We start from the raw sequence: 24552 nt of genomic DNA on the forward strand, positions 1-24552 counted from the left end.
TCACACGAGACGATTCGAGATGGTCGCAGCCGAGGAACTGTTCGTCCGCCTCGTCGGGACGAACCCCGTCGTACAGGGGTTCGCCGGCGGCGTCGTCATCGCCGTGCTCAACACGCTGGGGGCGCTCGTCGTGCTCGTCTGGCGCAACCCGAGCGAGCGCGCGCTCGACGGCGCGCTCGGCTTCGCCGCGGGCGTGATGCTCTCGGCGAGCTTCACGAGTCTCATCCTCCCCGGCATCGCCATCGGCGGGATCCTGCCGGTCGTCGTCGGCATCCTCGCCGGCGTCGCCGTCCTCGATAGGGCCGACGACTGGGTGCCGCACGTCCACGTCGTCATCACCGGCCGCGTCCGCGAGGACCCCGGCCGCGGGAACCCGCGGACGGCCTCCGTCCTGCTGTTCATCGTCGCCATCACGCTGCACAACATGCCGGAGGGCCTCGCCGTGGGCGTCTCGTTCGGCTCCGAGAATCTCGGCAACGCGCTCGCGCTGACGCTCGCCATCGGATTACAGAACATCCCCGAAGGGTTGGCCGTCTCCGTCGCCGCGCTGAACGCCGGCCTCGGCCGGTACTTCTACGCGGCGCTGGCGGGCGTCCGCGCCGGCTTGGTCGAGATTCCGCTCGCCGTCTTCGGCGCGTGGGCGGTCGGCATCGCGGAGCCGATTCTCCCGTACGCGATGGGCTTCGCCGCGGGTGGGATGCTGTTCGTCATCAGCGACGAGATCGTCCCGGAGACCCACGCCCGCGGACACGAGCGAATAGCGACGCTCGGAACGATGCTCGGCGTGGTGGTGATGCTGTATCTGGACGTGACGCTCGGGTGAGTCGGCGTGCGGGCACGAACGTCCGGAGATGCAAACGCCAGAGATGCGAACGTCCGTGATACGAACGTCCGTGATACGAACGCCAGAGATGCGAACGTCCGGTGATGCGAACTGCTACGAAACGTCGAAAAACGACTATCGGCGGTTCCGCCTCGTCACTCCGTCTCCACGACGACCGTCTTCGCGAGCATGTCGCCGACGCGCTGGGCGTCGTCGGTGAAGTAGATGAGCGCGATGCCCAGCAGGTAGAAGAACGGGAGGCCGTCGACGACCCGGAGCAGATTTCTGACGAACGAACCGACGAAGCCGACGTCGCTGCCGTCTTTGTTGACGACGACGATGTTCGAGTACTTCTTCCCGTACGTCTGCCCGTAGGCGGCTTCCATGTAAACGAAGTAGAACGGTGGGAGGAGCAACGCGCCGACCATCACGAGTACGAGGATGTCCATACTGATCGCCGCGCCGACGCCGGCGAACGCACCGGCGATGACCGCCAGCAGAACGACGTCGATGACGAACGCCTCCAGCCGTGGTCCGAACGTTTTCTTCTGCGTTCCGAGTTGTGCTATCGGTCTTTTCATCTGTGAACAAGACTGTATTCATAGTTTATATAAGTGTGGTGGTGTCGTCACCGGAGAAAGCGGCGTAGTTTGTCCGGATTATCCGTTAGAGTCAAAGCGACGGATGGCGAATTTCGCCCCATGAGCGCAGACGCAGACCAGAGAGCGGTTCGGTGTCTCGTGGCGAAGGTCGGACTCGACGGTCACGACCGCGGGGCCCACGTCATCGCCCGCGCCTTCCGCGACGCCGGATTCGAGGTCATCTACTCGGGACTCCACCGCGCGCCGGACGAGATCGTCCAGGCCGCGGTGCAGGAGGACGTCGACGTCCTCGGCATCTCCATCCTCTCGGGGGCGCACAACACGCTCGTCCCGAAAGTCATCGAGGGGCTGAAGGAGTACGGCGCGTTCGAGGACACGCTCATCCTCGTCGGCGGCATCGTCCCCGACGACGACAAAGCCGAGTTGAAGGAGATGGGCGTCGCCGAGGTGTTCGGCCCGGGGACGCCGATGGCCGACACCATCGAGTTCGTCAGACAGCACGCGCCCGACCGCGCATGAGTCGAGCGGAAGAAGTCGACCTCGTCGAGCGCCTGCTCGGCGGCGACCACCGCGCGCTCGCGCGGACCATCACGAAGATAGAGAACCGCTCGTCGGGCTACAGAGAACTCGTTTCGGCGCTGCACGAACACACCGGCGACGCCGAGGTCGTCGGCGTCACCGGTAGTCCCGGTGCCGGAAAATCGACGCTCGTCGACAAACTCGCCAAGAGCTACCGCGACCGCGGCGAGACCGTCGGCGTCATCGCCGTCGACCCCTCCTCGCCGTACACCGGCGGCTCAGTCCTCGGCGACCGAATCCGGATGGCGTCGAACGTCGGCGACATGGACGTGTTCTTCCGGTCGATGAGCGCCCGCGGCACCCTCGGCGGCCTCTCGACCGCGACGGGTGACGCCGTCAAAGCCCTCGACGCGTTCGGCAAGGACAAGATCATCATCGAAACCGTGGGGGCGGGGCAGAACGAAATCGACGTCGTCCGGACCGCCGACACCGTCGTCGTCCTCGTCCAACCGGGCAGCGGCGACGACGTACAGATGCTCAAAGCCGGAATTCTGGAGATCGGCGACGTGTTCGTCGTCAACAAAGCCGACATGAGCGGGGCCTCCAAGACGGTCGCCGACCTCGAAGAGATGATCCACCTCCAGGGCGACCCGACCTCCAACCTCGACCTGGGCCACCACGGCGCTGGCGGCGGGTTCGAGAAACCCGAGGTCGCCGACAGTCCCGACGAGAGCGAGAAGAACGGCGAGGGAGGCGACGGCGAGGAGGGGTGGACCGCGGACGTGGTCGAGACCGTCGCCACCTCCGGCGACGGCGTCGACGAGCTCATCGAGACGCTCTCGGAGCACCGCGCGTACCTCGAACGCTCGGGGCGTCTCACCGAGAAAGCGCGGACGCGCTACGCCGAGGAGATTCGGACGCTCCTCCGCGAGGACACCGGCGAACTGTTGGAAGACGAGATCGACCGCCGCGGCGGCATGGAGTCGTTCGTCGACGCCGTCGTCGCCCGCGAGACAGACCCCTACACCGTCGCCGACGAGTTGGTCGAACCGCTGCGAGAGTGTCTCGAACGCGACGGCTGAGTTCGACTCGCCCCGGAACTCTCCACGTGAGTCGGGCGTAGCTATCAAGTCTCTCGCCCCCGTCGCTCCCGTATGAAACTCCGACGAGCCGTCGGCGGCGCTGCGCTCGGTATCGGCGCGGTCGCGGCCGCGAACCGGATGCTCACGCAGGGCGCGGGCGAACTCGAACCGGCGCTCATCGGCGAGCAGCGGACGTATCGCTGGCGCGGGATGAACGTCGCTTACACCGAGGCGGGCGACCCCGACGACCCGGACCTCGTGCTCTTACACGGCATCAACGCCGCCGGGTCGAGCGGCGAGTTCCGCGAGATTTTCACCGAACTCGCCTCGGAGTACCACGTCGTCGCGCCCGACCTCCCCGGATTCGGCCGGTCGGACCGCCCGCCGCTTCGCTACTCGGCGGCGCTGTACGAGGACTTCGTCGCGGAGTTCCTCGCGGAGTTCGACGAACCCGCCGTACTCGCGTCGTCGCTGACGGCGTCGTACGCCGCCGCCGCGGCCCGCGACGCCGACGTGTCGCAGTTGATTCTCGTCTGTCCGACGACGAAAGCCGGCCCCGAACCGAAGCAGGCGCTTCGCGAACTGTTCCGCGCGCCGCTTCTCGGCACGGCGGCGTACAACACCATCACCTCGCGTCGCGCGTTGCGCTACTTCAGCGCCGACCACGGCTACTACGACACCTCGAACCTCTCCGACGAGTGGGTCGACTACCAGTGGCGGACGACCCACCAGAAGAACGCCCGCTTCGCGCCCGCCTCGTTCGTCAGCGGCTACCTCAACTCCGACATCGACCTCGGCGGGACGCTTTCGGAGTTCGACGTGCCCGTGACACTCGTCTGGGGTCGCGAAGCGGACGTGACGCCGCTGTCGGACGGCCGGGCGCTGGCCGACGAGGCCGACGCGCGCCTGGTCGTCTTCGACGACGCGATGCTGTTGCCGCACGTCGAACACCCCGAGTCGTTCCTCCGGACCGTTCGAGAAGAACTCGCGGAGGCGGCGTAACTCGCGGAGGGAACGTCGAGCGGAGAGAACGCGAAGCAGACTGTGCTAAACCGAACCGAGCCGGACTAAACCAAACCGAGCCGGACTGAACCGAGCCAGACCGAAGCGTCTCGGGTCGTTCGACTCGCTTCGAGTCGAATCACGTCGACTACCTCTCGTTTTCATCTGTCGGAGAGCGACGCGGGGCGACGGCTCACATACGAGACGCGCTACGTGACCTTCACAGTCCGCCTACCGTCCGATACACCGGAAACTGACCGCAGTTACTTGTAGCGTAGCATTCATTATTCTCCTCGATGAGACGAGACGCTCGGTCAGTGGTAGTAGTGGTCCTCGTGGCCGCCGTAGTTCTGGGGGTCCTGCCCGGCGTCGCCACGGCGGTGACCCGCTCGGGCGATACGGTCGTCGTCGCCGAGGACGAGACAGTCGACGAACTCGACGCGTTCGGCGGGTCGGTCGTCGTACACGGGACGGTAAACGGGGACGTGTCCGCATTCGCCGGTGACGTGTACGTCGCCGAGACGGGTCGCGTCGGCGGCAACGTCGCCGGCGCGGCGGGGAGCGTTCGTATCGCCGGGGTCGTCGACGGCGACGTCGCCGGTGCCTCGGGCAGTCTCACACTCGAAGAGGGCTCGACCGTCGGCGGCGACGTCGCCGCGGGGACCGGAAGCCTCACCGTCGCCGAGGGCGCGACAGTCGGCGGCGACCTCAGCGCAGGAGCGCAGACAGCCAGTATCGACGGAACCGTCGAGGGCGACGCCGAAATCGGCGCGGACGAAATTCGCCTCGGACCGTCGGCCGTCATCGAAGGGGACCTCACGTACGACGGGACGCTCCAGCGCGCCGACGGGGCCGTCGTCGGCGGGACAGTCGAGCGCGACGACGACCTCGTGACCGCCGCACCGGCGGGAACCGACGGGCCGCTCGTGCCCGGTTGGGCGTCAGTCGTCTACGGCCTCTTGATGAACCTGCTGTTGGGGGCGGTTCTGCTGTTCGTCTTCCCGTCGTTCTCCCAGCGCGTGGTTCTGGAGGCCGCGCGGAGCCCCGGTCTGTCGGGCGGTGTCGGCGTCCTCTCGCTCGTCGTCGTGCCGCTCGTGTTGCTGCTGCTCGTCGTGACGCTCGTCGGCATCCCCCTTGCACTGATCGGATCAGTGCTGTTCGGACTGCTCGTCTGGGTCGGCGGCGTGTACGGCCGGTTCGCCGTCGGTGCCGTGATTCTCGCCTACACCGACAGGGAGGGCGAGTGGGCGGCACTCGTCGTCGGCATCGTCGCCGTCGCGCTCGTCGTCCAGATTCCGTTCCTCGGGTGGGTGGTGAATCTCGCGGTCGGACTCGTCGGCCTCGGCGCGCTGCTGCTCGCGTTCACGTCGGGGTATCGGCGTCGCCGGGCCGAACGCACCGCTACACCGGATGTCGGTGCTGTGTCGTAGGCGCGAGAGACTGTGTCGTAGGCGCGAGAGAACGAGTCGCGGGGAGACAGCGTCGACGGGCCGGCCGCTGGCGACCTACCGCCGTCGGAACACGACGACGGGGTCGCCGGTCGTCTCGTGTTCTTCGACGGTGACGCCGACGGCCGTCCCGACCTCCAGGTCGTCGAACTCGACGCCGCGGACGACGCCCGTGAGTCGCACCGGACCGAAGTCGACGACGGCCGTCGCGTACGGGGTGTCGCCCTGAAACGACGGCGCGGCGACGTGGACGACGCTGTACGTCTCGACGGTCCCCGATTCGGGGAGCGGTTCCTCTCCCAACTCCAGCGCGCCGCAGTGCGGACAGGTGCGCCGCGGCGGCAGCGACCCGTGACCCTCCGGACACTCGAGGTAGTACCCCTCGCCCGCTTCGACGGCGGCTATCCACTCGTCGTAGCCGGAGTCGGCCATCAGTTCACCACCTCCAGCACGTGGACGACGGCGCTGGCGACGGTGCCGCCCGCGTTGTGCGTCAGACCGACCTCGGCGTCGGCGACGACGTCGCTGTTGGGGTGGTCGCCGCGGAGCAGTCGCGTCATCTCGACGAGTTGGCTGCCGCCCGTCGCGCCGACCGGGTGGCCTTTCGCCTTCAGCCCGCCGGAGAGGTTGACGGGTCTGTCGCCGTCTCGGGTGGTCTCGCCGCGGCGGGCCGCGCCGATGGCCTCGCCGGGGTCGTAGAAGCCGAGCGATTCGAGCGCGAGCACCTCGGCGATGGTGAAGCAGTCGTGGACCTCCGCGACCTCGATATCCTCGGGGCGCCGACCGGAGTCGGCGTACGCCTCCTCGGCGGCTTTCGTCGCGGCGGGGGTCTGCGCGAGGTGTTCGCGGTCCTGCAGCGCCATCTTGTCGCCGCCCTGTCCGGTGCCGGTGATTTCGACGGGCGCGTCGACGTCGTGTTCCTCGGCGTACTCGTCGCTGACGAGGACGAGCGCGCTCGCCCCGTCCGTGATGGGGCAGGCGTCGAACAGGTGCAGCGGTTCGGCGACCGGCGGGCTGTCGAGCGCCTCCTCGACCGACACCTCGCGCTGGTACTGGGCGAACTCGTTGTTCACGGCGTTGCGGTGGTTCTTCGCGGCGATGTGCGCGAGGTCCTCGCGTTCGCCGCCGAACTTCGAGAAGTACGCCTGCGCCATCAGCGCGTACGCGCCGGGGAAGGTGATGCCCGCGCGAACCTCGTACAGTTCGTCCGCGGCGATAGCGAGCGACTCGGTCACTTCCGCGGTTTCGAGGTTCGTCATCCGCTCCATGCCGCCGACGAGGACGACGTCGCTCTCGCCGTTTCGGACGTCTTTTATCGCCTGCCGGGCGGCGACGCCCGCCGAGGCGCACGCCTGCTCGTAGCGGGTCGCCGGACAGGAGAGCCCCGCCGCCTCGGCGACGAGCGGTCCCTGGTGGGCCTGGTGCTCCGCGAGCGCCCCCATGAAGTTTCCGTAGTGGAGGGCTTCGATGTCCTGACGGGGAACGCCCGCGTCCGCTCGGGCGGCGAATGCGGCCTCCGCGAACAGGTCCCGACCGGTTCGGTCGGGGTGGCGGCCGAACTGCGTGAGACCGACACCGGCGACTCGTACGGAAGTCATGCACGAACGTAGATGATGTTCCGGTAAAGACCTGCCGAATCCGGCGTCTGCGTTCGGTTTTGCGTACGAAAGTAGTGAACACCGAGCCGACAGAAACCGGGGGAAAACGGCGAAAACGGCGACGGCGACGAACCGGAGAGCGACCACGGGGACCGCAACGGTTACCGCGACACCGCGTCAGCCGAGACCATGGAAGACACCGACTGGATCGGCGAGACGTTCACGAGCGACACCGGGTGGAACCACCTCGAAACGCTCGTCGACATCGGCGACCGGATGGCGGGCAGTCCGGGCGAACGAGCGGCGATGGAGCGAACCCGGGACGCGCTGAGCGACGTCGGCGCGCGCGACGCCCGTATCGACGAGTTCGACATCCAAGGCTGGGTACGCGGCGACAGCGCCGTCGAGGCGGGCGACACGACGCAGGACTGCATCGCGCTGCCGCGAAGCCCGGCAGACGCCGCGAGCGGCGAACTCGTCGACCTCGGCTACGGCCTCCCCGAGGATTTCGACGCCGACCTCGACGGGAAAGTCGTCGTGGTCTCGTCGACGGTGCCGGACCACTACGACCGGTTCATCCACCGCCGCGAGAAGTACTACTACGCCGTCGAGGCCGGCGCGGCCGCGTTCGTGTTCAGAAACCACGTCGAGGGCTGTCTCCCGCCGACAACGGGACGGGGACGGCGATGGTCGTCGAACTCGCGCGCATCCTCGCCGACCGGGAGGACGAACTCGACACTCGCGTCCGGTTCGTCCCCTTCGGGGCGGAGGAGGTCGGACTCGTCGGCTCCGCACACGAGGCCGAGCGGGCCGACTTCGAGTCCATCGAGGCCGTCGTGAACTTCGACGGCGTCGCCAACGGGCGGACGCTGCGGTTCCACACCCACGACTTCGACGAACTGGAGGCCGCCGCCGAAGGCGTCGGCGAGCGCTTCGGTCACCCCGTGAGCGTCGTCCCCGAGCAGCTACCGCACTCGGACCACTGGCCGTTCGTCCAGTGGGGCGTCCCCGGCTACATGGTCGGCAGCGAGACGCAGGGCCGCGGCCGCGGGTGGGGACACACCTACGCCGACACGCTCGACAAACTCGAAGTGCGGACGTTCCGCGAGCAGGCGGTGCTGCTCGCCGAGCTGGTCGTCGACCTCGCCGACGCCGACACCGTCGTCGAGCACAAAGCGCCCGAGGAGATAGCCGAGCGCCTCGAAGCCGAGGACCACGCCCCCGGGATGAAGATAACCGGCGACTGGCCGTACTGAGCAGAGCACTCGCACTTCCGGGGCGAGCAGAACACTCGCGCCTCCGGGGCGAGCAGAACACTCGCGCCTCCGGGGCGAGCAGAGAACTCGCGCCCCCAAGGCGAGCGGAGGTCCAGCGGGGGACGGCCACGTCTCTCCGTCGCCGAACCGCGCAGACTTTTAGCGGCCGGCGAGTAACGATTGGACAATGAGTGGCGCGCGCGACGACACGGCGACGGCGGTTTCGCTTCGCGGCGACGACGACGGCCGAGTCGAGCGCGCGCTCCGCGCCGCCGAGTTCGCGTTCTCCGACCCGGAGGAGGCCTCGTTCGTCGTCGCCGTCGGCGAACGCGCCCTCGTCGACGCCGTCCGCGAGCGACCGAACGGTCCGATTCTCCCCGTCGGCGTCGGCGGACGACACTCGGTGTCGCCGTCGGCACTCGACGACGCGTTCGCCGCGCTCGCCGAAACCGACCGCCGGACCGTCGACCACCCGCTGCTGTCGGTCACCGTCGGCGACGAGCGCGTGGCCGACGCCGTCTTCGACGCGATGCTCGTCACGAACGAACCGGCGCGCATCTCCGAGTACGCCGTCCGGAGCGGCGACGACCCGCTCGACGCGTTTCGGGCCGACGGTGTCGTCGTCGCGACGCCGCTCGGCAGTTCCGGATACGCGCGGGCGGCGGGCGGTCCGGTACTCACCCCCGGCACCGGCCTCGGCGTCGTGCCCGTCTCGCCGTTTTCGACGCGCTGGGACTCGTGGGTCGTCGACGGCGCCGTCTCGCTATCGGTCGAACGCGACGAGGGTGCCGTCTCGCTCGTCGTCGACGGCGACCGGGCGACGACCGTCGACCCCCACGTGCCCGTCCGAATCGAACCCAGCGCCGAAGCGACGCTGCTTCGGCCGCCGACGCCGGAGTGAACTCGTCGGCGTCGGAGCGAGTCAGCCGACACGCCCGGTCTGATCGTTGCACCGGGCGCGCCGATTGGTCGATTGCCGGGCGCGCCGATTGGTCGATTGCCAGTCGTGCCGATTGGTCGATTGCCAGTCGCGCCGGTCGGTCGATGTACCGGTCCGGCGAGATAGCGCGCGGGATTGGAAAAACTCTAATGAGTCACCTTCCGATGTTCGGGTATGCAACCGCTGCAGTTCATCGTGCCCCTCGACGTCCTCGAGGCTATCGCCCCGGCGCTGCCGGCCGTTATCCTGGTGTTCGTGCTGGCAAACATGGCGACGCGCTTCCTCGGCCACCGCGCGCACGCCCGCCAAGCCCGCGAGGACGAGGAGATCACCCGATACACGCCGCACACGCTCACGAGCGGTGCGCTCGTCGTCGCGTCGCTCCTGTACCTCGTCGTCGCCCCGCACGGCGGGATGGTCATGTCCGTCCTCGTGCTCGGGATGTTCGTCACCGACTTCTTCGAGTTCGAGGCTCGTCAGGTCGAAGCGCGGAACGGGATGAACGTCGAGCGGCCGAAGGGCGGCCTCGCGGCGTCCGTGCTGGTGCTGCTGTACGCGGCGTTCCAGAGTCTCTTCTTCCTCATCGCCGACGTCTGGACGCAGATCATCTGAGGCGGCCGCTGTAGCCTGCGAGGGCTCTCACGGTCCTCGACGCGGCGACGGTGGCGTCTCGGTCGTCGACACTCGGGAACCGAGAGCGTCCCGGGGCAGCGCTCGCTCAGCGCTCGCCCGTACTCGCTGACGAGACAGCGAACGCTCACGACCGAAGCGGGTGTCAGTACGAACCGACCGGCGCTTCTTCTCTGCCGACTGCTGGAGGTAAAACGTCGTGTGAACGGGTGCGGCGGACCCGGCGGGTGAGCGACAGACGAGTGAGCGACAGACGAGTGAGCGACAGACGAGTGAGCGACAGACGAGTGAGCGACAGACGCGCGACCGAGAGACCGACGGCTCGCGGCGGTCGCAGAGAAGACAGAAACGGATGCCCGAGAGAGTCGGCCGAGGCGATTACTGCGAGCGGCGCTCGCTGTAGGACGCGCGGAGTTCGCGGCCGACCGGGATGAGCACCCAGAACGTGAGCGCGCCGAGAATCGCGAACCAGAGCAGCACGTCCATCAGCGCGATGGCGATGCCGTTGAACAGGTCGGGTCCCTCGACCGTCACGGGTTCGACTAACTGCGCGGCGCTCTCGAAACTGCTCGTGCGGTACCAGCCCGCCAGCACCATCCAACCGAGTCCGGCGGCGGTGGCGATAGTCAACCCCTTGATGAACTCGTCAGCCATTATCCGAGAGTTCGTCGGAGTCCTCTTGAGAGTTTCCCATTCCGCGGGCGCGGAATCGGGTCCCGAGAACGTAGACGCCCGCGCCGAGGCCGATGATCGTGATACCGACGAGCGCGAGCACTGCGCTGAGAACCCCCGGCGCGACGCCGAGACCGACCGCCGCCAGCGCGCCGGTGATGGCCCGTCGAAGGAAACTGAACTGGATGGTCGCCGCGTCGATGAGAACGAAGCCGATCACGACGGAGACGACGGCGATGAGCGTCGAGAACACGGTTATCGTCTTGTACAGTCGCATCGGGACGACGACGTCGCGTCGGCCCGAGTCGGACCTGCGCGGCCCGCCTCCGGTCGTCTCTTGGCCATCGTTCGCGTCGGGGTCGTCGGCCGCGTCGCTGCCGGTGGTCGCGTCGCTGTCGGAGGTCGTGCGCCCGTCGGAGGTATCACTGTTCGTATCTGAACTCATAGAGGAAAGACGGCGGTACGCCGCTACCGCGGCGGTCGAAGCCGGTAGTACCGGCGGTTGAGGTCGTACATGTACCCCTCGCGCATCGTCTTGAGCACCGCGTAGGTGACGATACCCGCGACGATGGGCAGGAGGAACGTGAGGTCGAACAGCAGGTCGATGTTCATCGGCATCAGGTTCTGCACCGCGAGGACGCTGATGGTGAACGCGAAGACGACGCCGCCGACGCCGACGGCCGCCCAGAACGGCTGTTCGACGGGACGCCGGGCGCTCCCCTTGTTGAGGAACGGCACCATCGCGATGAAGCCGACGACGACGACGTTCGCCAGCACACCGTACGTCCGGTCGGCCATCAGTTTCTGCCCGCCGAGGATGGACAGTTCGGGGTTGACCGGACTGAGTTTCAGCAGGCCGAACGACCAGTACAGATACCAGTCGGGTAGGATGATGGCGGGCGTCGAACTCGGGTTCGCGGGCGAGCCGATGTGCGGCGGCAGCGTCGCCGAGAGGAAGAAAATCATCCCGACGAAGAAACTGGCGATAGAGAGGTTGCGCACCGTCTCGTGCGGCCAGGTCGGGAAGCCGAGCACGTCGCGTTCGACGTAGTCGGACTCCGTTCGGAGGTCTTGGTCTTCGCGGCGCGAGCGCTCGAAATACTCGTACGTGAGCCGAGAGAGGCCGGTCTTGCGAGCCTTGCGCTCGCTCCACGTCGGCGTCTCGTCGTCGGGGGCGACGATGCCCGTACCGCCGTCGGTTTCCGCGGTCGTGTTGTCGTTGTTTGTCATTGTGTTACCTCGATTAGTGCGGTTCCGCGATGCCCTGCACCCAGACGATGCCGATGTGGATGGCGATGAGCGTCGTCACGATGAACGGGAGCAGGAACACGTGGATGATGTACATGCGTTGCAGCGTCGCCTGACTCAGCGTGAACCCGCCGAACACCAACTGGGCCGCCCACTCGCCGATGAGCGGGACCGACAGCGCCATCTCGACGCCGATCTGGCCCGCCCAGAAGGCGAGCTGGTCCCACGGCAGCAGGTAGCCGGTGTAGCCGAACCCCATGGTCAGGCTGATCAGGATGATACCGAGTATCCAGTTGAGTTCGCGCGGTTCCTTGTACGCGCCGGTGAAGTACACCCGGAGCATGTGGAGGAACACCGCCGCGACCATCACCTGCGCGGACCAGCGGTGGAGGCTGCGGAGGAAGAACCCGAACTGGAGTTCGGTCATGATGAACTCGATCTGGGTGTACGCCGTCGTCGGGTCGCCGCTGGTCGCGGGAGAGTAGTAGAAGCCCAGTAAGGCCCCGCTCACCGCGGCGACGATGTACGCGAGCGTCGAGAACAGTCCCAGCGTGTACAGCGGGTACCAGTACCAGAACTTGTTGTCGAGGTTGTACTGTTCGGTGTGACTCTTCGGCATCTGGAGGTTGACCCGGTAGTAGAGCGTCTCCAGAATCTCCAGATAGTCGACGATGCGGAGTCGCTTGTCCATCCAGATGAGCGCGGTGAGGAACGTCGTCTCGACGGGCGAGAGGTCTTTCTCCTTCAGCCACGCGTCGTGGTCGTAGTCGTCTTTTCGTTCTAAGCTCATTCGTTACCTCTTGTAGTAGGGGTAGACCGCGCGTTTGAGCGTGTCCCACGCGTCGGTCCCGATGGTTTCGCCGTCTGCCTGTTCTTCGCGGACGTAGAGGTCCTCCCACTTGCGACGGCGCTTCTTTACGATCATCACGTCGGGCAAGAACTCCTTGCGGTACAGCGCGAGGATGAACGCCAAATCGACGAAGATGACCGTGAGAACGCCGCCGAGGAACATGTTCCCGGTGTCGGTCAGTCCCCAACCGGAGACGAGCCCGTACGTGAACAGGAACACGAACAACACCTCGAATATCGTCAGGAGGACGATGGCGATGGCCGCGGCGGTGCTCTCGCGCGCCGGTTCGTACCGGTGGATGTCGCCGTAGGTACTGCCGGAGGAGGACATCTATCGACCCCTCCCGGTGTTCGCGGACTCGCCGTACTTCAGGATGTAGAACGAGTAGATGATAGTGACGACGATGCCGAGGAGGGTCGCCGAGCCGACCCAGTGCGCCTGCACCGGCACGCCGAGTTCGTGAAGTTCCTTTTCGCCGCCGCCCGCGGAGGTCGTCGGAACGTCCTCGCCGACGGCGACGGCGCCTTTCATCCCGAGGCCGGCGTGCGGTTCACACTGGTACTCGCTGATGCCGCTCTCCTCGAAGGTGTACTCGAACGTGAAGCCCGCCTCTTCGGTCGTCTCGGAGGTGTAGTCGCCGGGACCGCCCGTATTGGCGACGTTGTGGCCGCCGCCTTCGCCGGTCCACTCCCAGATAACCGTCGTACCCGAGTCGACCCAGATGCCGGCGGGTTGGAAGGCGTACGCCCCGCCGTTGCCGTCTGCACCGACCTGCACGGTCACCTCGCTCTGTCCCCGCATGTCCTGATAGCCACCGTCGACGCCGGAGAGCCAACTCCCGAAATCGGGTTGTTGTCCGCCTTCTTCCTGCGCGGCGGCGGTGCCGGATGCGGCGGCTGCGGCGGCAGCCGAGCCACCGGCCGCTCTCAGAAAGTCCCGCCTTTTCATACACGTGGGAGTCAGGAAGGGACGCGCTTAAAGCCTCCGACTGGCCGTCGTACCGCGATACGCGGCGGTATCTCTACTCGTTTCCGGTGGAGTTATCGGGACGTTCGTTCCGCCTCCCGCCGCCGACTTCCGAGGGAGTCGACTCCGACTCGCCGCTACCCGGGAGGAACTCCGGGCGTTCGACCTGCTCGGGGTCGAGCGCCCGCAGTCGGTTTCGGTACTCCTCGGCGCGGAACCGGTCCGAGAGCCGCGCGTTGGCGACGGTCATGAACAGGAACAGCCCGACGAGCAGGAAGAAGAACGCCACTACCGGCGGGGCGAAGTTCAACTGACCGGCGGACGAGAACGGGATGAGCGAGGTCAGCGGCGACCAGAGGACGAGCAGGCCGAGCGCGGCGATAATCTGGACGCCCGCGACGACCTGCAGCATGTTGTTGCCGAGTTGGCCCGTCCCCTCGGACACGTCCTCGGGGTTCGGCAGCGAGGCGTCGAGCGGCGGCTCCTCGACTTCGTAATCGTCCATCGAGCAGAGCGCGACCGTCGGTTTCACGTCTCTGAGCACCGTGCCGCGGCCCTCGACGCTGCCGTCGTCGTAGACGACGGCGAACCCTTCGTCGGAGTAGGCGACGACCCGGTCTTCGCCGTCTTCGCGGACGCGCTCGACGACGGCGAACACCTCGCGGCTGGCGACGCGCGAGCGAAGCTCCTTCTCGACTCTGTCGAGCAGTTCCCGGCCCGTTATCCACGAGTCGCTGTCGAAGGCGACCTCCCACTCTTCGAGCGACATCTCCGCCATCTCTCTGGGACCGAAGTTGTCGAAGTCGTACTTGGACTCGACTTCGCGGCGAAGCGCGTCCAACTCGTCGGCGTCGGTCCCGGCCTCGGGCCGCCGGTCGCTCGGCTCGTCGTCGGGACCGTCCGCCGACGCGGATGACGGGTCGGACATCACTCACAGTAGTCGATACAACGGTTTTAGCTTTCCGACACCGACCGACGCCCGTCGCTCGCCGTCGTCGCCCGCGTCGCCGTCTCCACCCCCGCCAGCCGTCGCGGGCGGAAGTCGGGTCATTTAGGACGACACCCGACTTAGTCGAGACGATGGTAAGCGATACCGCCATCGCGACGCTCGCCGCGTCGATGGTGACCGCGAGTTTCCCGTTCTACCTCTACGGCGCGTGGATCATGATCGACACCGAGACTGTGACGTGGGACGTGCTCGTCTACCACCTGAAGTTCATCTTCGCCGGCCTCGCGCTGAACACGATTCCGGTCGTCGTCTGGATGGTTCCGCGGCTGCTCGACCAACTCGGCGGTCTGTCCGCGCTACACGCCATCCTCGGTCTACAGGCGTACGCGATGTTGATCTTCGCGCTCACGGGCATCGCTCGTATCTTTCAGGCCAAGCGCAACGCCGACCTGTACCGGAACCCCGACCAGGAGCTCGACCTGAACGACCTCCACGAGAACATGGGCGCGTGGCGCGGCCGACTCCGCCTCGGCGTCCTCGGGTACGTGCTGTTCTGGATCGCGGCGTATCTGGTCGGTATCGCACGTTACGTGACGATGTACTTCTGAGAGAAATCACGGCGGGGCCGACCGCCGACCCGGAACCGGACGACCGAGTTAGCTGTTGAACGGCTCTTCGTCGCGGTGGTTGTCGACGTTCTCCTGCTCTTGGGCGTCGGTCTCGCGGTCGGTGGACTGCTGTTCGACGTCCTGCTCTCGGTCGGCTTCCTCGGCGGCCTCCTGCGCCTCCCGTTGTTCGGCCTCCGCTTCGGCCTCTTCCTCGTCCTCGTCGTCGCTCTGAACGTCGAGTTCGGTGTCCTCCTCGAGGTCGATGCCGTGTTCGTCTTTGGCCATGTCTCCGCGTACGCCCGACAGTCAAATAGTGGTGTTGGACGTCACGAGCGTTGATACGTCACGCAAACAGTACGCTCAGTCTCGGTTGCGGGGTCTTGGTTGCGGGGTCTTGGTTGCGGGGTCGCGGTGTCACCACGCGTCGCCGCTGGCGAGGTCGACCTCGTGGTCGAGTTTCGAGGAGGGGCAGACGTCTTCGAGCACGCAGTCCGAACACGTCGGGTTGCGGGCCGTACAGACCGCTCGGCCGTGGCTGATGAGCAGGTGGGTGTACTGCTGCCAGTCCTCCTCGGGGACGACGGGCATCAGGTCCTCCTCGATTCGCTCGGGATACTCCTCCTCGGTGAGGCCGAGTCGGCGGCTGATGCGCTGGACGTGCGTGTCGACGACGATACCCTCGACGACGTCGTGGCCGTGCTGGAGCACGACGTTCGCCGTTTTCCGACCGACGCCCGCCAACTCCGTGAGTTCGTCCATCGTGTCGGGCACCTCGCCGCCGTGTTTCTCGACGATGTCGGCGGCCGCCGAGCGGATGTACTTCGCCTTGTTGTTGTAGTAGGTGATAGACGAGATGGCCTCGGCCATCTCCTCCTGCGGCGCGTTCGCGTACTCCTCGGGCGTGCGGTACGTCTCGAAGAGGTCGGCGGTCACCTTGTTGACGCGCTCGTCGGTGCACTGCGCCGACAGCATCACGGCGATGAGCAGTTCGAGGCGGTTCGAGAAGTTCAGCGAAATCGTGGTGTCGGGGTACTCGTCGTACAGGCGGTCGAGGACTTCCAACGCCTGCTCCTCGCGCGACGGCAGTGGCTCTCCCATATCCACCCCTGCGGGCGGGCGAAATTGAGTACTGTGGTTCGGCGTCGGCGCTCGTCGCCGAGCGGGGTCCGACGGTCGCCTCCCCGACTCGCCGTAATTCCGACGACCACGTTTATGTCGCCGCCGTCCGGAGTGGGGGTATGAGCCTCGATCTCGACCAGTTCGACCACCCGGCGTGGCTGACCGTCGCGGGCGTCGGCGCGGGCTACGGCGCGATTCTCCTGGTGATGTTCGTCCTCCTGTTTCTCGTCCCGCTCGCCGCGTTCGGCACGTTCATCTCGCCGTGACGTCGCCGTAGCTGCTGCCCGAACCGCTCGTCGGTGAGCCGTCCACCCGGCGGTTGCGGTCCGCCCGGCGGTTGCGGTCTCTCCTGCGACCGGTCCGTGTCCGTTCTTCGACTCGCTCGACTCATCGATAGCCGGGTCGCTCTGCGACGGAGAGGGTCGAAAGAGAGCGTCGTCGGTCGAAGCCGACGAGAACGTCGGAAGGAGGGGTCGGCTCAGGCGAACGCGCGCGACACGTCGGCGTCGACGTCGGCGTCTTCGGCCTGAATCTTCTCCCACGCGTCGACGAAGTCCTGCATGTATATCTCGGTGCGGTCGTCGCGGATGGCGAACATCCCCGCCTCGGTGCAGACGGCTTTGATGTCGGCACCGGAGGCGTCGTCGGCCATCTCGGCGAGCTCCGCGAAGTCCACGTCGTCGGAGACGTTCATGTTGCGCGTGTGGATCTGGAAGATGATCTCACGGCCGTCGTCGTTCGGTTTCGGCACCTCGATGAGGCGGTCGAACCGCCCCGGTCGGAGGATGGCGGGGTCGAGCATGTCGAAGCGGTTCGTCGCCGCGATGATGCGAATCTCGCCGCGGTCGGCGAAGCCGTCCATCTCGCTGAGCAGCTGCATCATCGTCCGCTGGACCTCGGCGTCGCCGGAGGTCTTCGAGTCGGTTCGCTTGGAGGCGATGGCGTCTATCTCGTCGATGAAGAGGACGGCGGGTTCGTTCTCGCGCGCGACCTCGAAGAGGTCGCGGACGAGTTTCGCGCCCTCGCCGATGAACTTGTGGACCAACTCGGAGCCGGCCATCTTGATGAAGGTGGCGTCGGTCTGGTTGGCGACGGCTTTGGCGAGCATCGTCTTACCGGTGCCCGGCGGCCCGTAGAGGAGCACGCCGGACGGCGGGTCGATACCGACGTCGGTGAACATCTCCGGGCGGTCGAGCGGCATCTCGACCGTCTCGCGCACCTCGTTCATCTGCTCTTCGAGGCCGCCGATGTCCTCGTAGGTGACGTCGGGGCTGTGTTCGACCTGCATTACGCGTGCGCGCACGTCGGTCTCCTTTTCGAGTTTCTTGACTATGGAGAGAGAGTTGTTGACGGCGACGCGGGCGTCGGGTTCCAGGTCGTCCCGCATCTCGTCGGTCACTTCGGTGAGGGCCTCTTGGTTGTTGCCGTGCTGTTTGATCACGACGCCGTCCTCGTTTATCTCCTGGACGGTGGCGACGAACAGCGGCGACTGCTTGAGCTTCTTGTTCTCGTGGGTCAGTCGCTCCAACTTCTGCTGGTACTTGTTGTTCTCGGCGTTCGCGTCGAGGAGCTTGTCACGCATCTCCTCGTTTTGCGCTTCGAGGACCTCGAGGCGTTCTTCCAACGCCTCGATTTTCTCCTGCTGTGACGCCGCCTCCTCGTCGTAGGGTAAGTCGACGTCGTCCACAGTATCGGTCATCGGACGGATTAGGTCACAAGTTCATAAGAGGCTTCGGGTCGCGGGGCGACTCGCCGCCGCAGATTTCTGACAGTAATATCTAAACATAGCAAATATTATCTGGCTGTATGCCAGAGCAGTAGCTATCCATGAGTTGCACCGAGGTAACCGCCACCGATTCGACCGACCGGTGGGAGTCGATTCGTGACCTCCCCCCGAGCGCGAAACTCGTCGCGAAAGTTCTCGACTACAACGAGACGATGACGCAGAGCCAACTCGCCGAGGAGACGCTGTTGCCGCCGCGGACGGTTCGGTACGCGCTGACGAGACTCGAGGAACAGGACGTCGTCGACTCGCGCTTTTCGTTCTCGGACGCGCGGAAACGGCTGTACACGCTGACGGTCTAAACCCGGCGACGACGGTCTGAAGTACACGCCGCCGACCTGAACGACGCGATGACGGTCTGAACGACACCGACGACGCCGTCGTTCGAAGCCGCGGCCGAGACCATCGCCTGCTCTTCGTCTCTCCGCTCCGTCGCTCTCCGCGAATCTTTTTCACCGAGGACGGAACCAGTTGCGCCGCGTGGCAACACCGAACGAGGTCAGGCGTGCGCTTCGGACGCTTGCGACCGGGGAGCGACGCGACGACGGCCGTCTGCCTCGCGCCGGCGAAGCGGTAGCCGAAGCGCGCGAGACGATACGGGAGGCCGTCGAAGCGTCGGACGACGTCGAGTCCGCGGCGACGTTTTTCGCCGACGGGGGCGTCGAACGGCTGCGCGATGCCGTCGGTGTCTCGTCGCGCGCGGGTGACCTGGCAGTTCGCCGCGAGGGAGAACGAGTGCTGGCTCTCGTCGAACGCTACCGTCGCGCGGCCGGCGTCGACTCGAACTCCGAGACCGTCTCGCAGTTCAGACAGGACGGAGAACTCTGCGCCGAGCGGAGCGGGGACGCCGAAACGTCACGCGTCGGTACGCATTTAGGAGGGGACAGCCAACGGGCGGACAGATGACACGGGTGATACACACCGGCGACACCCACATCGGGTATCAGCAGTACCACTCGCCGGCGCGACGACGGGACTTTTTGGCGGCGTTCGAGCAGGTGCTCGCGGACGCCGTCGACGACGACGTGGACGCGGTCGTCCACGCCGGCGACCTGTTTCACGACCGCCGCCCCGAACTGCGGGACCTCCTCGGAACGCTCTCGGCGCTTCGGACCCTCCAAGACGCCGGCGTCCCGTTTCTGGCGGTCGTCGGTAACCACGAGTCGACCCGAGGCGGGCAGTGGCTCGACCTCTTCGAGCGACTCGGCCTCGCGACGCGTCTCGGAGCCGAACCGCGTATCGTCGGCGACACGGCGTTCTACGGCCTCGACCACGTCCCGAAGTCGCGCCGCGACGACCTCGACTACCAGTTCGAACCGCACGACGCCGCCCACTCGGCGCTCGTCAGTCACGGTCTCTTTACCCCCTTCGCTCACGCCGACTGGGAGACCGAAGCGGTGCTCGACGGCTCCAACGTCGACTTCGACGTCGTACTGCTCGGCGACAACCACGAGGCCGGCACCGCCGAGGTGCGGGAGACGCCCGTCACCTACTGCGGGTCGACCGAGCGCGCGAGCACGAGCGAACGCGAGGGTCGCGGCTACAACATCGTCGAGTTCGACGACGACGGCGGGGTGGACATCCGCCAACGGGCGCTCGACACGCGCTCGTTCGTCTTCGTCTCCGTGGAACTGAACGAAGGCGAGGGTGAGGCGCGGGTCCGCGAGCAGGTCCGCCAACACGACCTCGAAGACGCCGTCGTCGTCGTCGAGGTGACCGGCGACGGCGAGCCGGTCACACCCGCGAGCGTCGAGGAGTTCGCCGCCGAGCGCGGCGCGCTGGTCGCCCGCGTCACCGACCGCCGGGAGGTCGAGGTCGAATCCGACCTCTCTGTGAGCTTCGCCGACCCCGACGACGCGGTGCGAGAGCGCATCGCCGACCTCGGTCTCTCGGCCGCCGCAATCGACGTCGACGAGACGGTGCGCGCCAGCAAAACGGCTGACTCGAACGTCCGCGAGGAGGTGAAACAACGCGTCGCGACGCTCGTCGACGACGGACTCGACAACTTCTCGCGCGCGGAGGCGCGCGAAGACGGGGAGAGCGAAGCAGAACAGGCCGAGAGCGAAGCGGAACAGACCGACGCGAGTGAGGCGGAGCGAGTCCCCGAGTCGAACCCGGATATCGGCGGGGCTGCCGGTAGAACCGACGTCGGTGTCGACGCGTCGCAGCCGACGACGAACGGTGAGAGAGTGAGCGCCGACGCGGTCGAACCCTCCTCCGCGTCCGCCTCCGAGTCCGACGAATCGACCGGGAGCGACGAATCGACCGAGTCCGCCGAGTCGACCGAGAACGACGAATCGGCGGAAACCGAAGAGATCGCCGACACCGCGGAGGCGGCTGAAACGGCGGCCGCGGAGGAGACGTCGACCGACGGCCAACTCTCTATGGAGGACTACTCGTGAGATTCGACCGCATCCGGCTGAAGAACTTCAAGCCGTACGCCGACACCGACCTCGAACTCGGCGAGGGCGTCACCGTCATCCACGGCCTCAACGGCAGCGGGAAGTCGTCGCTCCTGGAGGCGTGTTTCTTCGCGCTCTACGGGGCGAAGGCGCTCGACGGCACGCTCGAAGACGTGGTGACGAACGGCGAGGAGGAGTCCGAGATAGAGCTCTGGTTCACCCACGCGGGCGAGAAGTACCGCATCGAGCGACGGATTCGGCTCTCGGGTGAGCGGGCGACGACGGCGAAGTGCGTGCTCGAAGGGTCGGCGGTCCCCGACGGCAGCGTCGACGGCGCACGCGACGTCCGAAAGTTCGTCGTCGACCTGCTCCGGATGGACGCGGACGCGTTCGTCAACTGCGCGTACGTCCGCCAGGGCGAGGTGAACAAACTCATCAACGCGACGCCGGGAGAGCGACAGGACATGATCGACGACCTGCTCCAGTTGGGCAAACTGGAGGAGTACCGCGAACGGGCGCGGAACGCCCGACTCGGCGTCGAGGACGTGCTCGAAAACAAGCGGGGCCGACTCGACGAACTCGACTCCCAGGTCGAAGCGAAGGAGGCGGCGAACCCCTACGAGCGGTTGAGCGCGCTACGGACGGAGCTGAGCGAAGTCAAGGCGGCTATCGAGCGGTACGAGACACAGCGCGAGAGGGCCGAGAAGAGTCGAGACGAGGCAATCGAGACGCTCGACGACTACGAGGAGAAACGGACCGAACTCGGCGACCTCGACGACGACATCGAGTCGCTGAAGTCGGCCATCGCCGAGACGGAGGAGAAACGGGAGACGCTCCGCGAGAACGCCCGAGAGGTTCGAGAGCGAATCGACGAACTGGAGTCGGCCGTCGCCGACGCGGTCGCCGGGAGCGAGTTAGATGCCGACGACGGCGACGCCGTCTCCGCACGACTGACCGAACTGTCGACGCGTCACGAGGAACTCACCGAGTCGATACAGGAGCTGCGCGAGAAGGCGCAGGGGTTCGAGAACCAGTCTTCGAACCTCGGGGAGAAAGCGACGGACCTCGAATCGCGCGCCGAACAGAAGCGAACGCGGGCCGACGAACTGGAAGCCGAACGCGAGACGGCCGAAGCCGAACTCGACGACCGTCGGGAGGCGCTCGACGACCTCGACGCGCGGATAGACGACCTCGACGCGACGTTCGAGGATGCCCCCGTCGACCGCGGCGACGCCTCGGAACACCTCGCCGACCTCCGCGAACAGAAGTCGTCGCTGCGCGACGAACTCGAGACGGTCCGGACGAAACTCCGGTCGACCCGTCAGCGCGTCGAAGAGGCTCGGCGGCTGCTGGACGAGGGGAAGTGCCCCGAGTGCGGACAGCCCGTCGACGAGTCGCCGCACGTCGACACCCTCGACGAGGACCGCGCCCGCGTCGACGACCTCGACGACGAACGCGAGGAGCTCGAAGCGGAGGTCGCGTCGCTCGACGACGATATCGACACCGCAGCAGAACTCGTCGACGCCGAGAACGAACTCGAACGGCTGCGCGAACGCCGCGACAGCGTCACCACCCTCGTCGACCAGCGCGAGCGCACGCTCGCCGAGAAAGCCGAGCAGGCCGAGGCGGCCCGAACCGCGGCGGAAGAGCACGAGGGGAAAGCCGAGGAACTCCGCGAGGCCGCCGAACAGACGGCGTCGCGTGCAGAGGAGACCCGCGACCGAATCGCGGAACTCGAAGAAGAACGGGAGGGGGTAAAATCGAGCGAGGAACGCCTCGAACGAATCCAGTCGCTCCGCGACGAGATTTCGGATGCCGAATCGAAACTCGACCGTCTCTCGGAACGGCGTTCGGACCTCGACGAACTCAACGACGAACGGCGGGAGCGACTGGCCGAAAAACAGCGCCGCCGCCGCGAACTCCGCGAAGACGTCGACGAGTCCCAGATTCGACAGGCCAAAGAGCAGCGGTCGAACGCCGAACAGTACCTCAAGCAGGTCGAACCCGAACTGGAGTCGCTCGCCGAAAAACGAACGAAGCTCGACAACGACATCGGCGGCGCGAAGACCGATATCGAGCGCCTCGAAGAACTGCAGGAGAAGCGCGACCACGTCGAAGAACGCGTCGACGCGCTCGAATCGCTCCACGAGGAGACCGAGGAGCTGGAGGCGATGTACGGCGACCTGCGCGCGGAACTCCGCCAGCGGAACGTGGAGACGCTCGAACGGATGCTCAACGAGACGTTCGACCTCGTCTACGCCAACGACGCCTACGCGCGCATCCGTCTCGACGGCGAGTACGCGTTGACAGTGTACCAAAAGGACGGGCAGGCGCTCGACCCCGAGCAGCTATCCGGCGGCGAACGCGCGCTGTTCAACCTCTCGCTTCGCTGCGCCATCTACCGTCTGCTGGCGGAGGGAATCGAGGGCGCGGCTCCGACGCCGCCGCTCATCCTCGACGAACCGACCGTCTTCCTCGACTCGGGCCACGTCGGCCGCCTCGTCGATCTGGTCCAGGAGATGCGCGGCTTCGGCGTCCGCCAGATAATCATCGTGAGCCACGACGACGAACTCGTCGGCGCGGCGGACGACCTCGTGACGGTCGAGAAGAACCCGACGAGCAACCGGTCGACGGTTCGTCACGAGGAGGCGGCCGGGCTCTCGGCCGTCGAGTCGGTCGCCGACGACTGAGCGCGACTCGGCGACTCAGTCGTCTCGAATACGTGCGACGCCCTCGCGGGCCAGTTCTGTCGCGTCGTAGCCGCGTTCGCCGTAGCTGTCGGCCTCGTCGACGAGGCCCGCCGCTCGGAACTCGGTGAGCAGCCCGAGGAGGTCGCTCTCGCAGAGGTCGTAGGAGTCCAGCAGTTCGAGCACCGACAGGGGCCCGCGGTCGGCGAGTTCGACGAGCAGCCCGAGCGAGCGGTCGTTGTGGGTGGCCGAGAGCACGCGACGGACCGACTCGGGGACGCCCGACGCGGCGGCGACCAGCGGCGGTTCGCCGTCGACGACCTCGAACGCGTCGTTGGAGAGGTGCCGCTCCTCGCCGGTCTCGGGGTCGCGGACCCGACTCGATTCGCTCGACCGTTTCAACAGAAGATACCGTCGTCCGTCTTCGTCGCGGACGGTCTGCATGCGTCGATAGTCGGCGTCGAGCGGGTTAGCGATTCCGACCGCGGCACGGTGGTCCGATACTCGACGAGTCGGCGGACGTGCGGCCTACGAGTCGGTGTTCTCGGGGCTTTCAGAGGAGCTCTGCGCTCCCGTCGCTTTCGCCGTTCTGCCGCTTTTGTTGTTCCCGCCGTCTGTCTCGCTTCCATCGCTTCCGTCGCCCTCGTCGTCTGTCTCGCTTCCGTCGCGTCCGTCGTTCCCGCCGATTCCGTCGCCCTCGTCGTCTGTCTCGGTCCCTGCCGTCTCCATCGGAGGAACCCCGTCGTCCGTCGTCCGTCCCTCGCGGAACTGTCTGTACCGCTGGTAGGTTCGGAGGAGCAGGAACAGGCCGACGACGAAGAGCCCCCCGCCGAGTCGCCACTGCCCGCGGAAGTAGAGAAACATCGCGCCGAGCGAGAGCGCGCCGACGCCGACGTTCACGAGGACGACGCTCACCCAGAACGCCGTGGCGAGTTCGGAGTCCACCTCGCCCTCGGGTGTCGACGGTTTCGGCGCTTCGGGGACGTTCGGAAGGTCGCGTTCGGGGTCGCCCCACCGGTTCCACTTCTCCTCCGGGTCGTCCCACCGGTTCAGTTCCGCTTCGGGGTCGCCCCAGCGGTCCTCGGGGTCGGGCTCGTCGCCCTCGGAATCGTCGGACCGGAGGTCGAAAGGCACAGAACAGCCGAAGCGGGCGTCGAGAATAAGCGTTCGGTGTTCGGGCTACGCCTGCTCCCGCAACGTGACGGCTCGCGTCGTCTGCATCCACGCGAGGGGGTTCTGCGCGTCGTAGAAGACGACGGCGTCGTCGTCCCGATACGTCTCGACGTTCTCGACGCCGTCGGGCGCCTGCAGCGACTGCTGCGTAGTATCTGCGCTGTCCCACCACTCGTCTTCTATCCGGTCGGACAT

At 66.6% G+C, this 24552-nt stretch carries 30 protein-coding genes and 1 pseudogene; 14 read left to right on the forward strand and 17 right to left on the reverse strand.

Annotation, left to right across the window (positions count from 1 at the left end):
* Positions 1 to 19: 19 nt before the first annotated feature.
* Positions 20 to 823, forward strand: a complete 804-nt coding sequence (locus FCF25_RS11125) for a ZIP family metal transporter (RefSeq protein WP_117592102.1) — start codon at positions 20 to 22, stop codon at positions 821 to 823.
* A gap of 155 nt (positions 824 to 978) precedes the next feature.
* On the opposite strand, the gene FCF25_RS11130 is transcribed toward FCF25_RS11125, so the two are convergent.
* The gene (locus FCF25_RS11130) at positions 979 to 1404 is read right to left on the reverse strand and encodes an RDD family protein (protein ID WP_137048778.1); all 426 of its coding nucleotides are present in this window, start codon (positions 1402 to 1404) and stop codon (positions 979 to 981) included.
* A gap of 120 nt (positions 1405 to 1524) precedes the next feature.
* Here FCF25_RS11130 and FCF25_RS11135 point away from each other — a divergent pair, with 120 nt between their 5' ends.
* From FCF25_RS11135 to FCF25_RS11145, 3 genes are all read left to right on the forward strand, one after another.
* On the forward strand, positions 1525 to 1944 hold the full coding sequence (locus FCF25_RS11135; RefSeq protein WP_137048779.1) for a cobalamin B12-binding domain-containing protein: 420 nt from the start codon (positions 1525 to 1527) through the stop codon (positions 1942 to 1944).
* Positions 1941 to 3026: a methylmalonyl Co-A mutase-associated GTPase MeaB gene (gene meaB, locus FCF25_RS11140; RefSeq protein ID WP_137048780.1), complete on the forward strand. Its 1086-nt coding sequence runs from the start codon at positions 1941 to 1943 to the stop codon at positions 3024 to 3026. Before FCF25_RS11135 ends, meaB begins: the two co-directional genes overlap by 4 nt.
* Before the next feature lie 72 nt (positions 3027 to 3098).
* Positions 3099 to 4028 (forward strand): alpha/beta fold hydrolase, encoded by a 930-nt coding sequence (locus FCF25_RS11145; RefSeq protein WP_137048781.1) that lies wholly within the window; start codon positions 3099 to 3101, stop codon positions 4026 to 4028.
* A 314-nt stretch (positions 4029 to 4342) separates the two neighbouring features.
* Here FCF25_RS11145 and FCF25_RS15810 read toward each other — a convergent pair whose 3' ends face one another.
* The gene (locus FCF25_RS15810) at positions 4343 to 4495 is read right to left on the reverse strand and encodes a hypothetical protein (protein WP_198665648.1); all 153 of its coding nucleotides are present in this window, start codon (positions 4493 to 4495) and stop codon (positions 4343 to 4345) included.
* Between the two features lie 18 nt (positions 4496 to 4513).
* On the opposite strand from FCF25_RS15810, the gene FCF25_RS11150 reads away from it, so the two are divergent.
* Positions 4514 to 5458 (forward strand): polymer-forming cytoskeletal protein, encoded by a 945-nt coding sequence (locus FCF25_RS11150; RefSeq protein WP_198665647.1) that lies wholly within the window; start codon positions 4514 to 4516, stop codon positions 5456 to 5458.
* 75 nt (positions 5459 to 5533) lie between these two features.
* On the opposite strand, the gene FCF25_RS11155 is transcribed toward FCF25_RS11150, so the two are convergent.
* Entirely contained in the window at positions 5534 to 5908 is a 375-nt protein-coding gene (locus FCF25_RS11155; protein ID WP_117592092.1) for a Zn-ribbon domain-containing OB-fold protein, read from the reverse strand.
* Positions 5908 to 7074 carry a thiolase domain-containing protein gene (locus FCF25_RS11160; RefSeq protein ID WP_137048782.1) on the reverse strand — a complete coding sequence of 389 codons (1167 nt, stop codon included), beginning with the start codon at positions 7072 to 7074 and terminating at the stop codon, positions 5908 to 5910. The genes FCF25_RS11155 and FCF25_RS11160 overlap by 1 nt, the downstream gene beginning before the upstream one ends.
* Before the next feature lie 189 nt (positions 7075 to 7263).
* Between FCF25_RS11160 and FCF25_RS11165 the strand changes: the two are divergent.
* The 3 genes and pseudogenes from FCF25_RS11165 to FCF25_RS11175 all read left to right on the forward strand — a co-directional run bounded on the left by FCF25_RS11165 (position 7264) and on the right by FCF25_RS11175 (position 9882).
* Positions 7264 to 8330: pseudogene (locus FCF25_RS11165) on the forward strand (M28 family peptidase).
* 187 nt (positions 8331 to 8517) lie between these two features.
* Positions 8518 to 9231 carry an NAD(+)/NADH kinase gene (locus tag FCF25_RS11170; RefSeq protein ID WP_137048783.1) on the forward strand — a complete coding sequence of 238 codons (714 nt, stop codon included), beginning with the start codon at positions 8518 to 8520 and terminating at the stop codon, positions 9229 to 9231.
* Between the two features lie 213 nt (positions 9232 to 9444).
* The gene (locus FCF25_RS11175) at positions 9445 to 9882 is read left to right on the forward strand and encodes a hypothetical protein (RefSeq protein ID WP_137048784.1); all 438 of its coding nucleotides are present in this window, start codon (positions 9445 to 9447) and stop codon (positions 9880 to 9882) included.
* Positions 9883 to 10278: 396 nt separating this feature from the next.
* Here FCF25_RS11175 and FCF25_RS11180 read toward each other — a convergent pair whose 3' ends face one another.
* From FCF25_RS11180 to FCF25_RS11210, 7 genes are all read right to left on the reverse strand, one after another.
* Positions 10279 to 10554, reverse strand: a complete 276-nt coding sequence (locus tag FCF25_RS11180) for a hypothetical protein (protein ID WP_117592084.1) — start codon at positions 10552 to 10554, stop codon at positions 10279 to 10281.
* Positions 10547 to 11017, reverse strand: coding sequence for a hypothetical protein (locus tag FCF25_RS15985; RefSeq protein WP_343192888.1), 471 nt, complete (start codon positions 11015 to 11017; stop codon positions 10547 to 10549). The genes FCF25_RS11180 and FCF25_RS15985 overlap by 8 nt, the downstream gene beginning before the upstream one ends.
* Positions 11018 to 11040: 23 nt before the next feature.
* A complete protein-coding gene (locus FCF25_RS11190; protein ID WP_117592082.1) occupies positions 11041 to 11802 on the reverse strand; it encodes a cytochrome bc complex cytochrome b subunit in 762 nt (253 codons plus the stop codon).
* Positions 11803 to 11815: 13 nt separating this feature from the next.
* Positions 11816 to 12610 carry a cytochrome bc complex cytochrome b subunit gene (locus tag FCF25_RS11195; RefSeq protein ID WP_117592081.1) on the reverse strand — a complete coding sequence of 265 codons (795 nt, stop codon included), beginning with the start codon at positions 12608 to 12610 and terminating at the stop codon, positions 11816 to 11818.
* A gap of 3 nt (positions 12611 to 12613) precedes the next feature.
* The gene (locus tag FCF25_RS11200) at positions 12614 to 13000 is read right to left on the reverse strand and encodes a hypothetical protein (protein ID WP_117592079.1); all 387 of its coding nucleotides are present in this window, start codon (positions 12998 to 13000) and stop codon (positions 12614 to 12616) included.
* Positions 13001 to 13618 (reverse strand): halocyanin domain-containing protein, encoded by a 618-nt coding sequence (locus FCF25_RS11205; RefSeq protein ID WP_117592078.1) that lies wholly within the window; start codon positions 13616 to 13618, stop codon positions 13001 to 13003.
* Between the two features lie 73 nt (positions 13619 to 13691).
* Positions 13692 to 14564, reverse strand: coding sequence for a hypothetical protein (locus FCF25_RS11210; RefSeq protein WP_137048785.1), 873 nt, complete (start codon positions 14562 to 14564; stop codon positions 13692 to 13694).
* Positions 14565 to 14716: 152 nt separating this feature from the next.
* On the opposite strand from FCF25_RS11210, the gene FCF25_RS11215 reads away from it, so the two are divergent.
* Positions 14717 to 15193, forward strand: coding sequence for a hypothetical protein (locus tag FCF25_RS11215; protein WP_117592074.1), 477 nt, complete (start codon positions 14717 to 14719; stop codon positions 15191 to 15193).
* A gap of 48 nt (positions 15194 to 15241) precedes the next feature.
* Here FCF25_RS11215 and FCF25_RS11220 read toward each other — a convergent pair whose 3' ends face one another.
* Together FCF25_RS11220 and nth are read right to left on the reverse strand one after the other, a co-directional pair.
* The gene (locus FCF25_RS11220) at positions 15242 to 15478 is read right to left on the reverse strand and encodes a hypothetical protein (protein ID WP_117592072.1); all 237 of its coding nucleotides are present in this window, start codon (positions 15476 to 15478) and stop codon (positions 15242 to 15244) included.
* A gap of 129 nt (positions 15479 to 15607) precedes the next feature.
* On the reverse strand, positions 15608 to 16291 hold the full coding sequence (gene nth / locus FCF25_RS11225) for an endonuclease III (RefSeq protein ID WP_117592070.1): 684 nt from the start codon (positions 16289 to 16291) through the stop codon (positions 15608 to 15610).
* A gap of 140 nt (positions 16292 to 16431) precedes the next feature.
* Between nth and FCF25_RS15660 the strand changes: the two genes are divergently transcribed.
* Positions 16432 to 16578, forward strand: a complete 147-nt coding sequence (locus FCF25_RS15660) for a hypothetical protein (RefSeq protein ID WP_168191241.1) — start codon at positions 16432 to 16434, stop codon at positions 16576 to 16578.
* 212 nt (positions 16579 to 16790) lie between these two features.
* Here FCF25_RS15660 and FCF25_RS11230 read toward each other — a convergent pair whose 3' ends face one another.
* Positions 16791 to 18011 (reverse strand): proteasome-activating nucleotidase, encoded by a 1221-nt coding sequence (locus FCF25_RS11230; RefSeq protein WP_117592069.1) that lies wholly within the window; start codon positions 18009 to 18011, stop codon positions 16791 to 16793.
* Between the two features lie 128 nt (positions 18012 to 18139).
* Here FCF25_RS11230 and FCF25_RS11235 point away from each other — a divergent pair, with 128 nt between their 5' ends.
* The 4 genes from FCF25_RS11235 to rad50 all read left to right on the forward strand — a co-directional run bounded on the left by FCF25_RS11235 (position 18140) and on the right by rad50 (position 23187).
* Positions 18140 to 18397: a helix-turn-helix domain-containing protein gene (locus tag FCF25_RS11235; protein WP_117592067.1), complete on the forward strand. Its 258-nt coding sequence runs from the start codon at positions 18140 to 18142 to the stop codon at positions 18395 to 18397.
* Positions 18398 to 18575: 178 nt separating this feature from the next.
* Entirely contained in the window at positions 18576 to 19001 is a 426-nt protein-coding gene (locus tag FCF25_RS11240) for a hypothetical protein (RefSeq protein WP_137048786.1), read from the forward strand.
* Positions 18998 to 20497, forward strand: a complete 1500-nt coding sequence (mre11, locus tag FCF25_RS11245; RefSeq protein WP_137048787.1) for a DNA double-strand break repair protein Mre11 — start codon at positions 18998 to 19000, stop codon at positions 20495 to 20497. Before FCF25_RS11240 ends, mre11 begins: the two co-directional genes overlap by 4 nt.
* Positions 20494 to 23187, forward strand: coding sequence for a DNA double-strand break repair ATPase Rad50 (gene rad50 / locus FCF25_RS11250; RefSeq protein ID WP_137048788.1), 2694 nt, complete (start codon positions 20494 to 20496; stop codon positions 23185 to 23187). The genes mre11 and rad50 overlap by 4 nt, the downstream gene beginning before the upstream one ends.
* Before the next feature lie 15 nt (positions 23188 to 23202).
* On the opposite strand, the gene FCF25_RS11255 is transcribed toward rad50, so the two are convergent.
* The 3 genes from FCF25_RS11255 to FCF25_RS11265 form a co-directional block, all read right to left on the reverse strand.
* Positions 23203 to 23628: a hypothetical protein gene (locus tag FCF25_RS11255; protein WP_137048789.1), complete on the reverse strand. Its 426-nt coding sequence runs from the start codon at positions 23626 to 23628 to the stop codon at positions 23203 to 23205.
* A gap of 84 nt (positions 23629 to 23712) precedes the next feature.
* Positions 23713 to 24318: a hypothetical protein gene (locus FCF25_RS11260; protein ID WP_137048790.1), complete on the reverse strand. Its 606-nt coding sequence runs from the start codon at positions 24316 to 24318 to the stop codon at positions 23713 to 23715.
* Between the two features lie 45 nt (positions 24319 to 24363).
* Entirely contained in the window at positions 24364 to 24552 is a 189-nt protein-coding gene (locus FCF25_RS11265) for a hypothetical protein (protein WP_117592057.1), read from the reverse strand.

This window comes from Haloprofundus sp. MHR1, assembly GCF_005155585.1.
GTDB classification, from domain to species: domain Archaea; phylum Halobacteriota; class Halobacteria; order Halobacteriales; family Haloferacaceae; genus Haloprofundus; species Haloprofundus halophilus.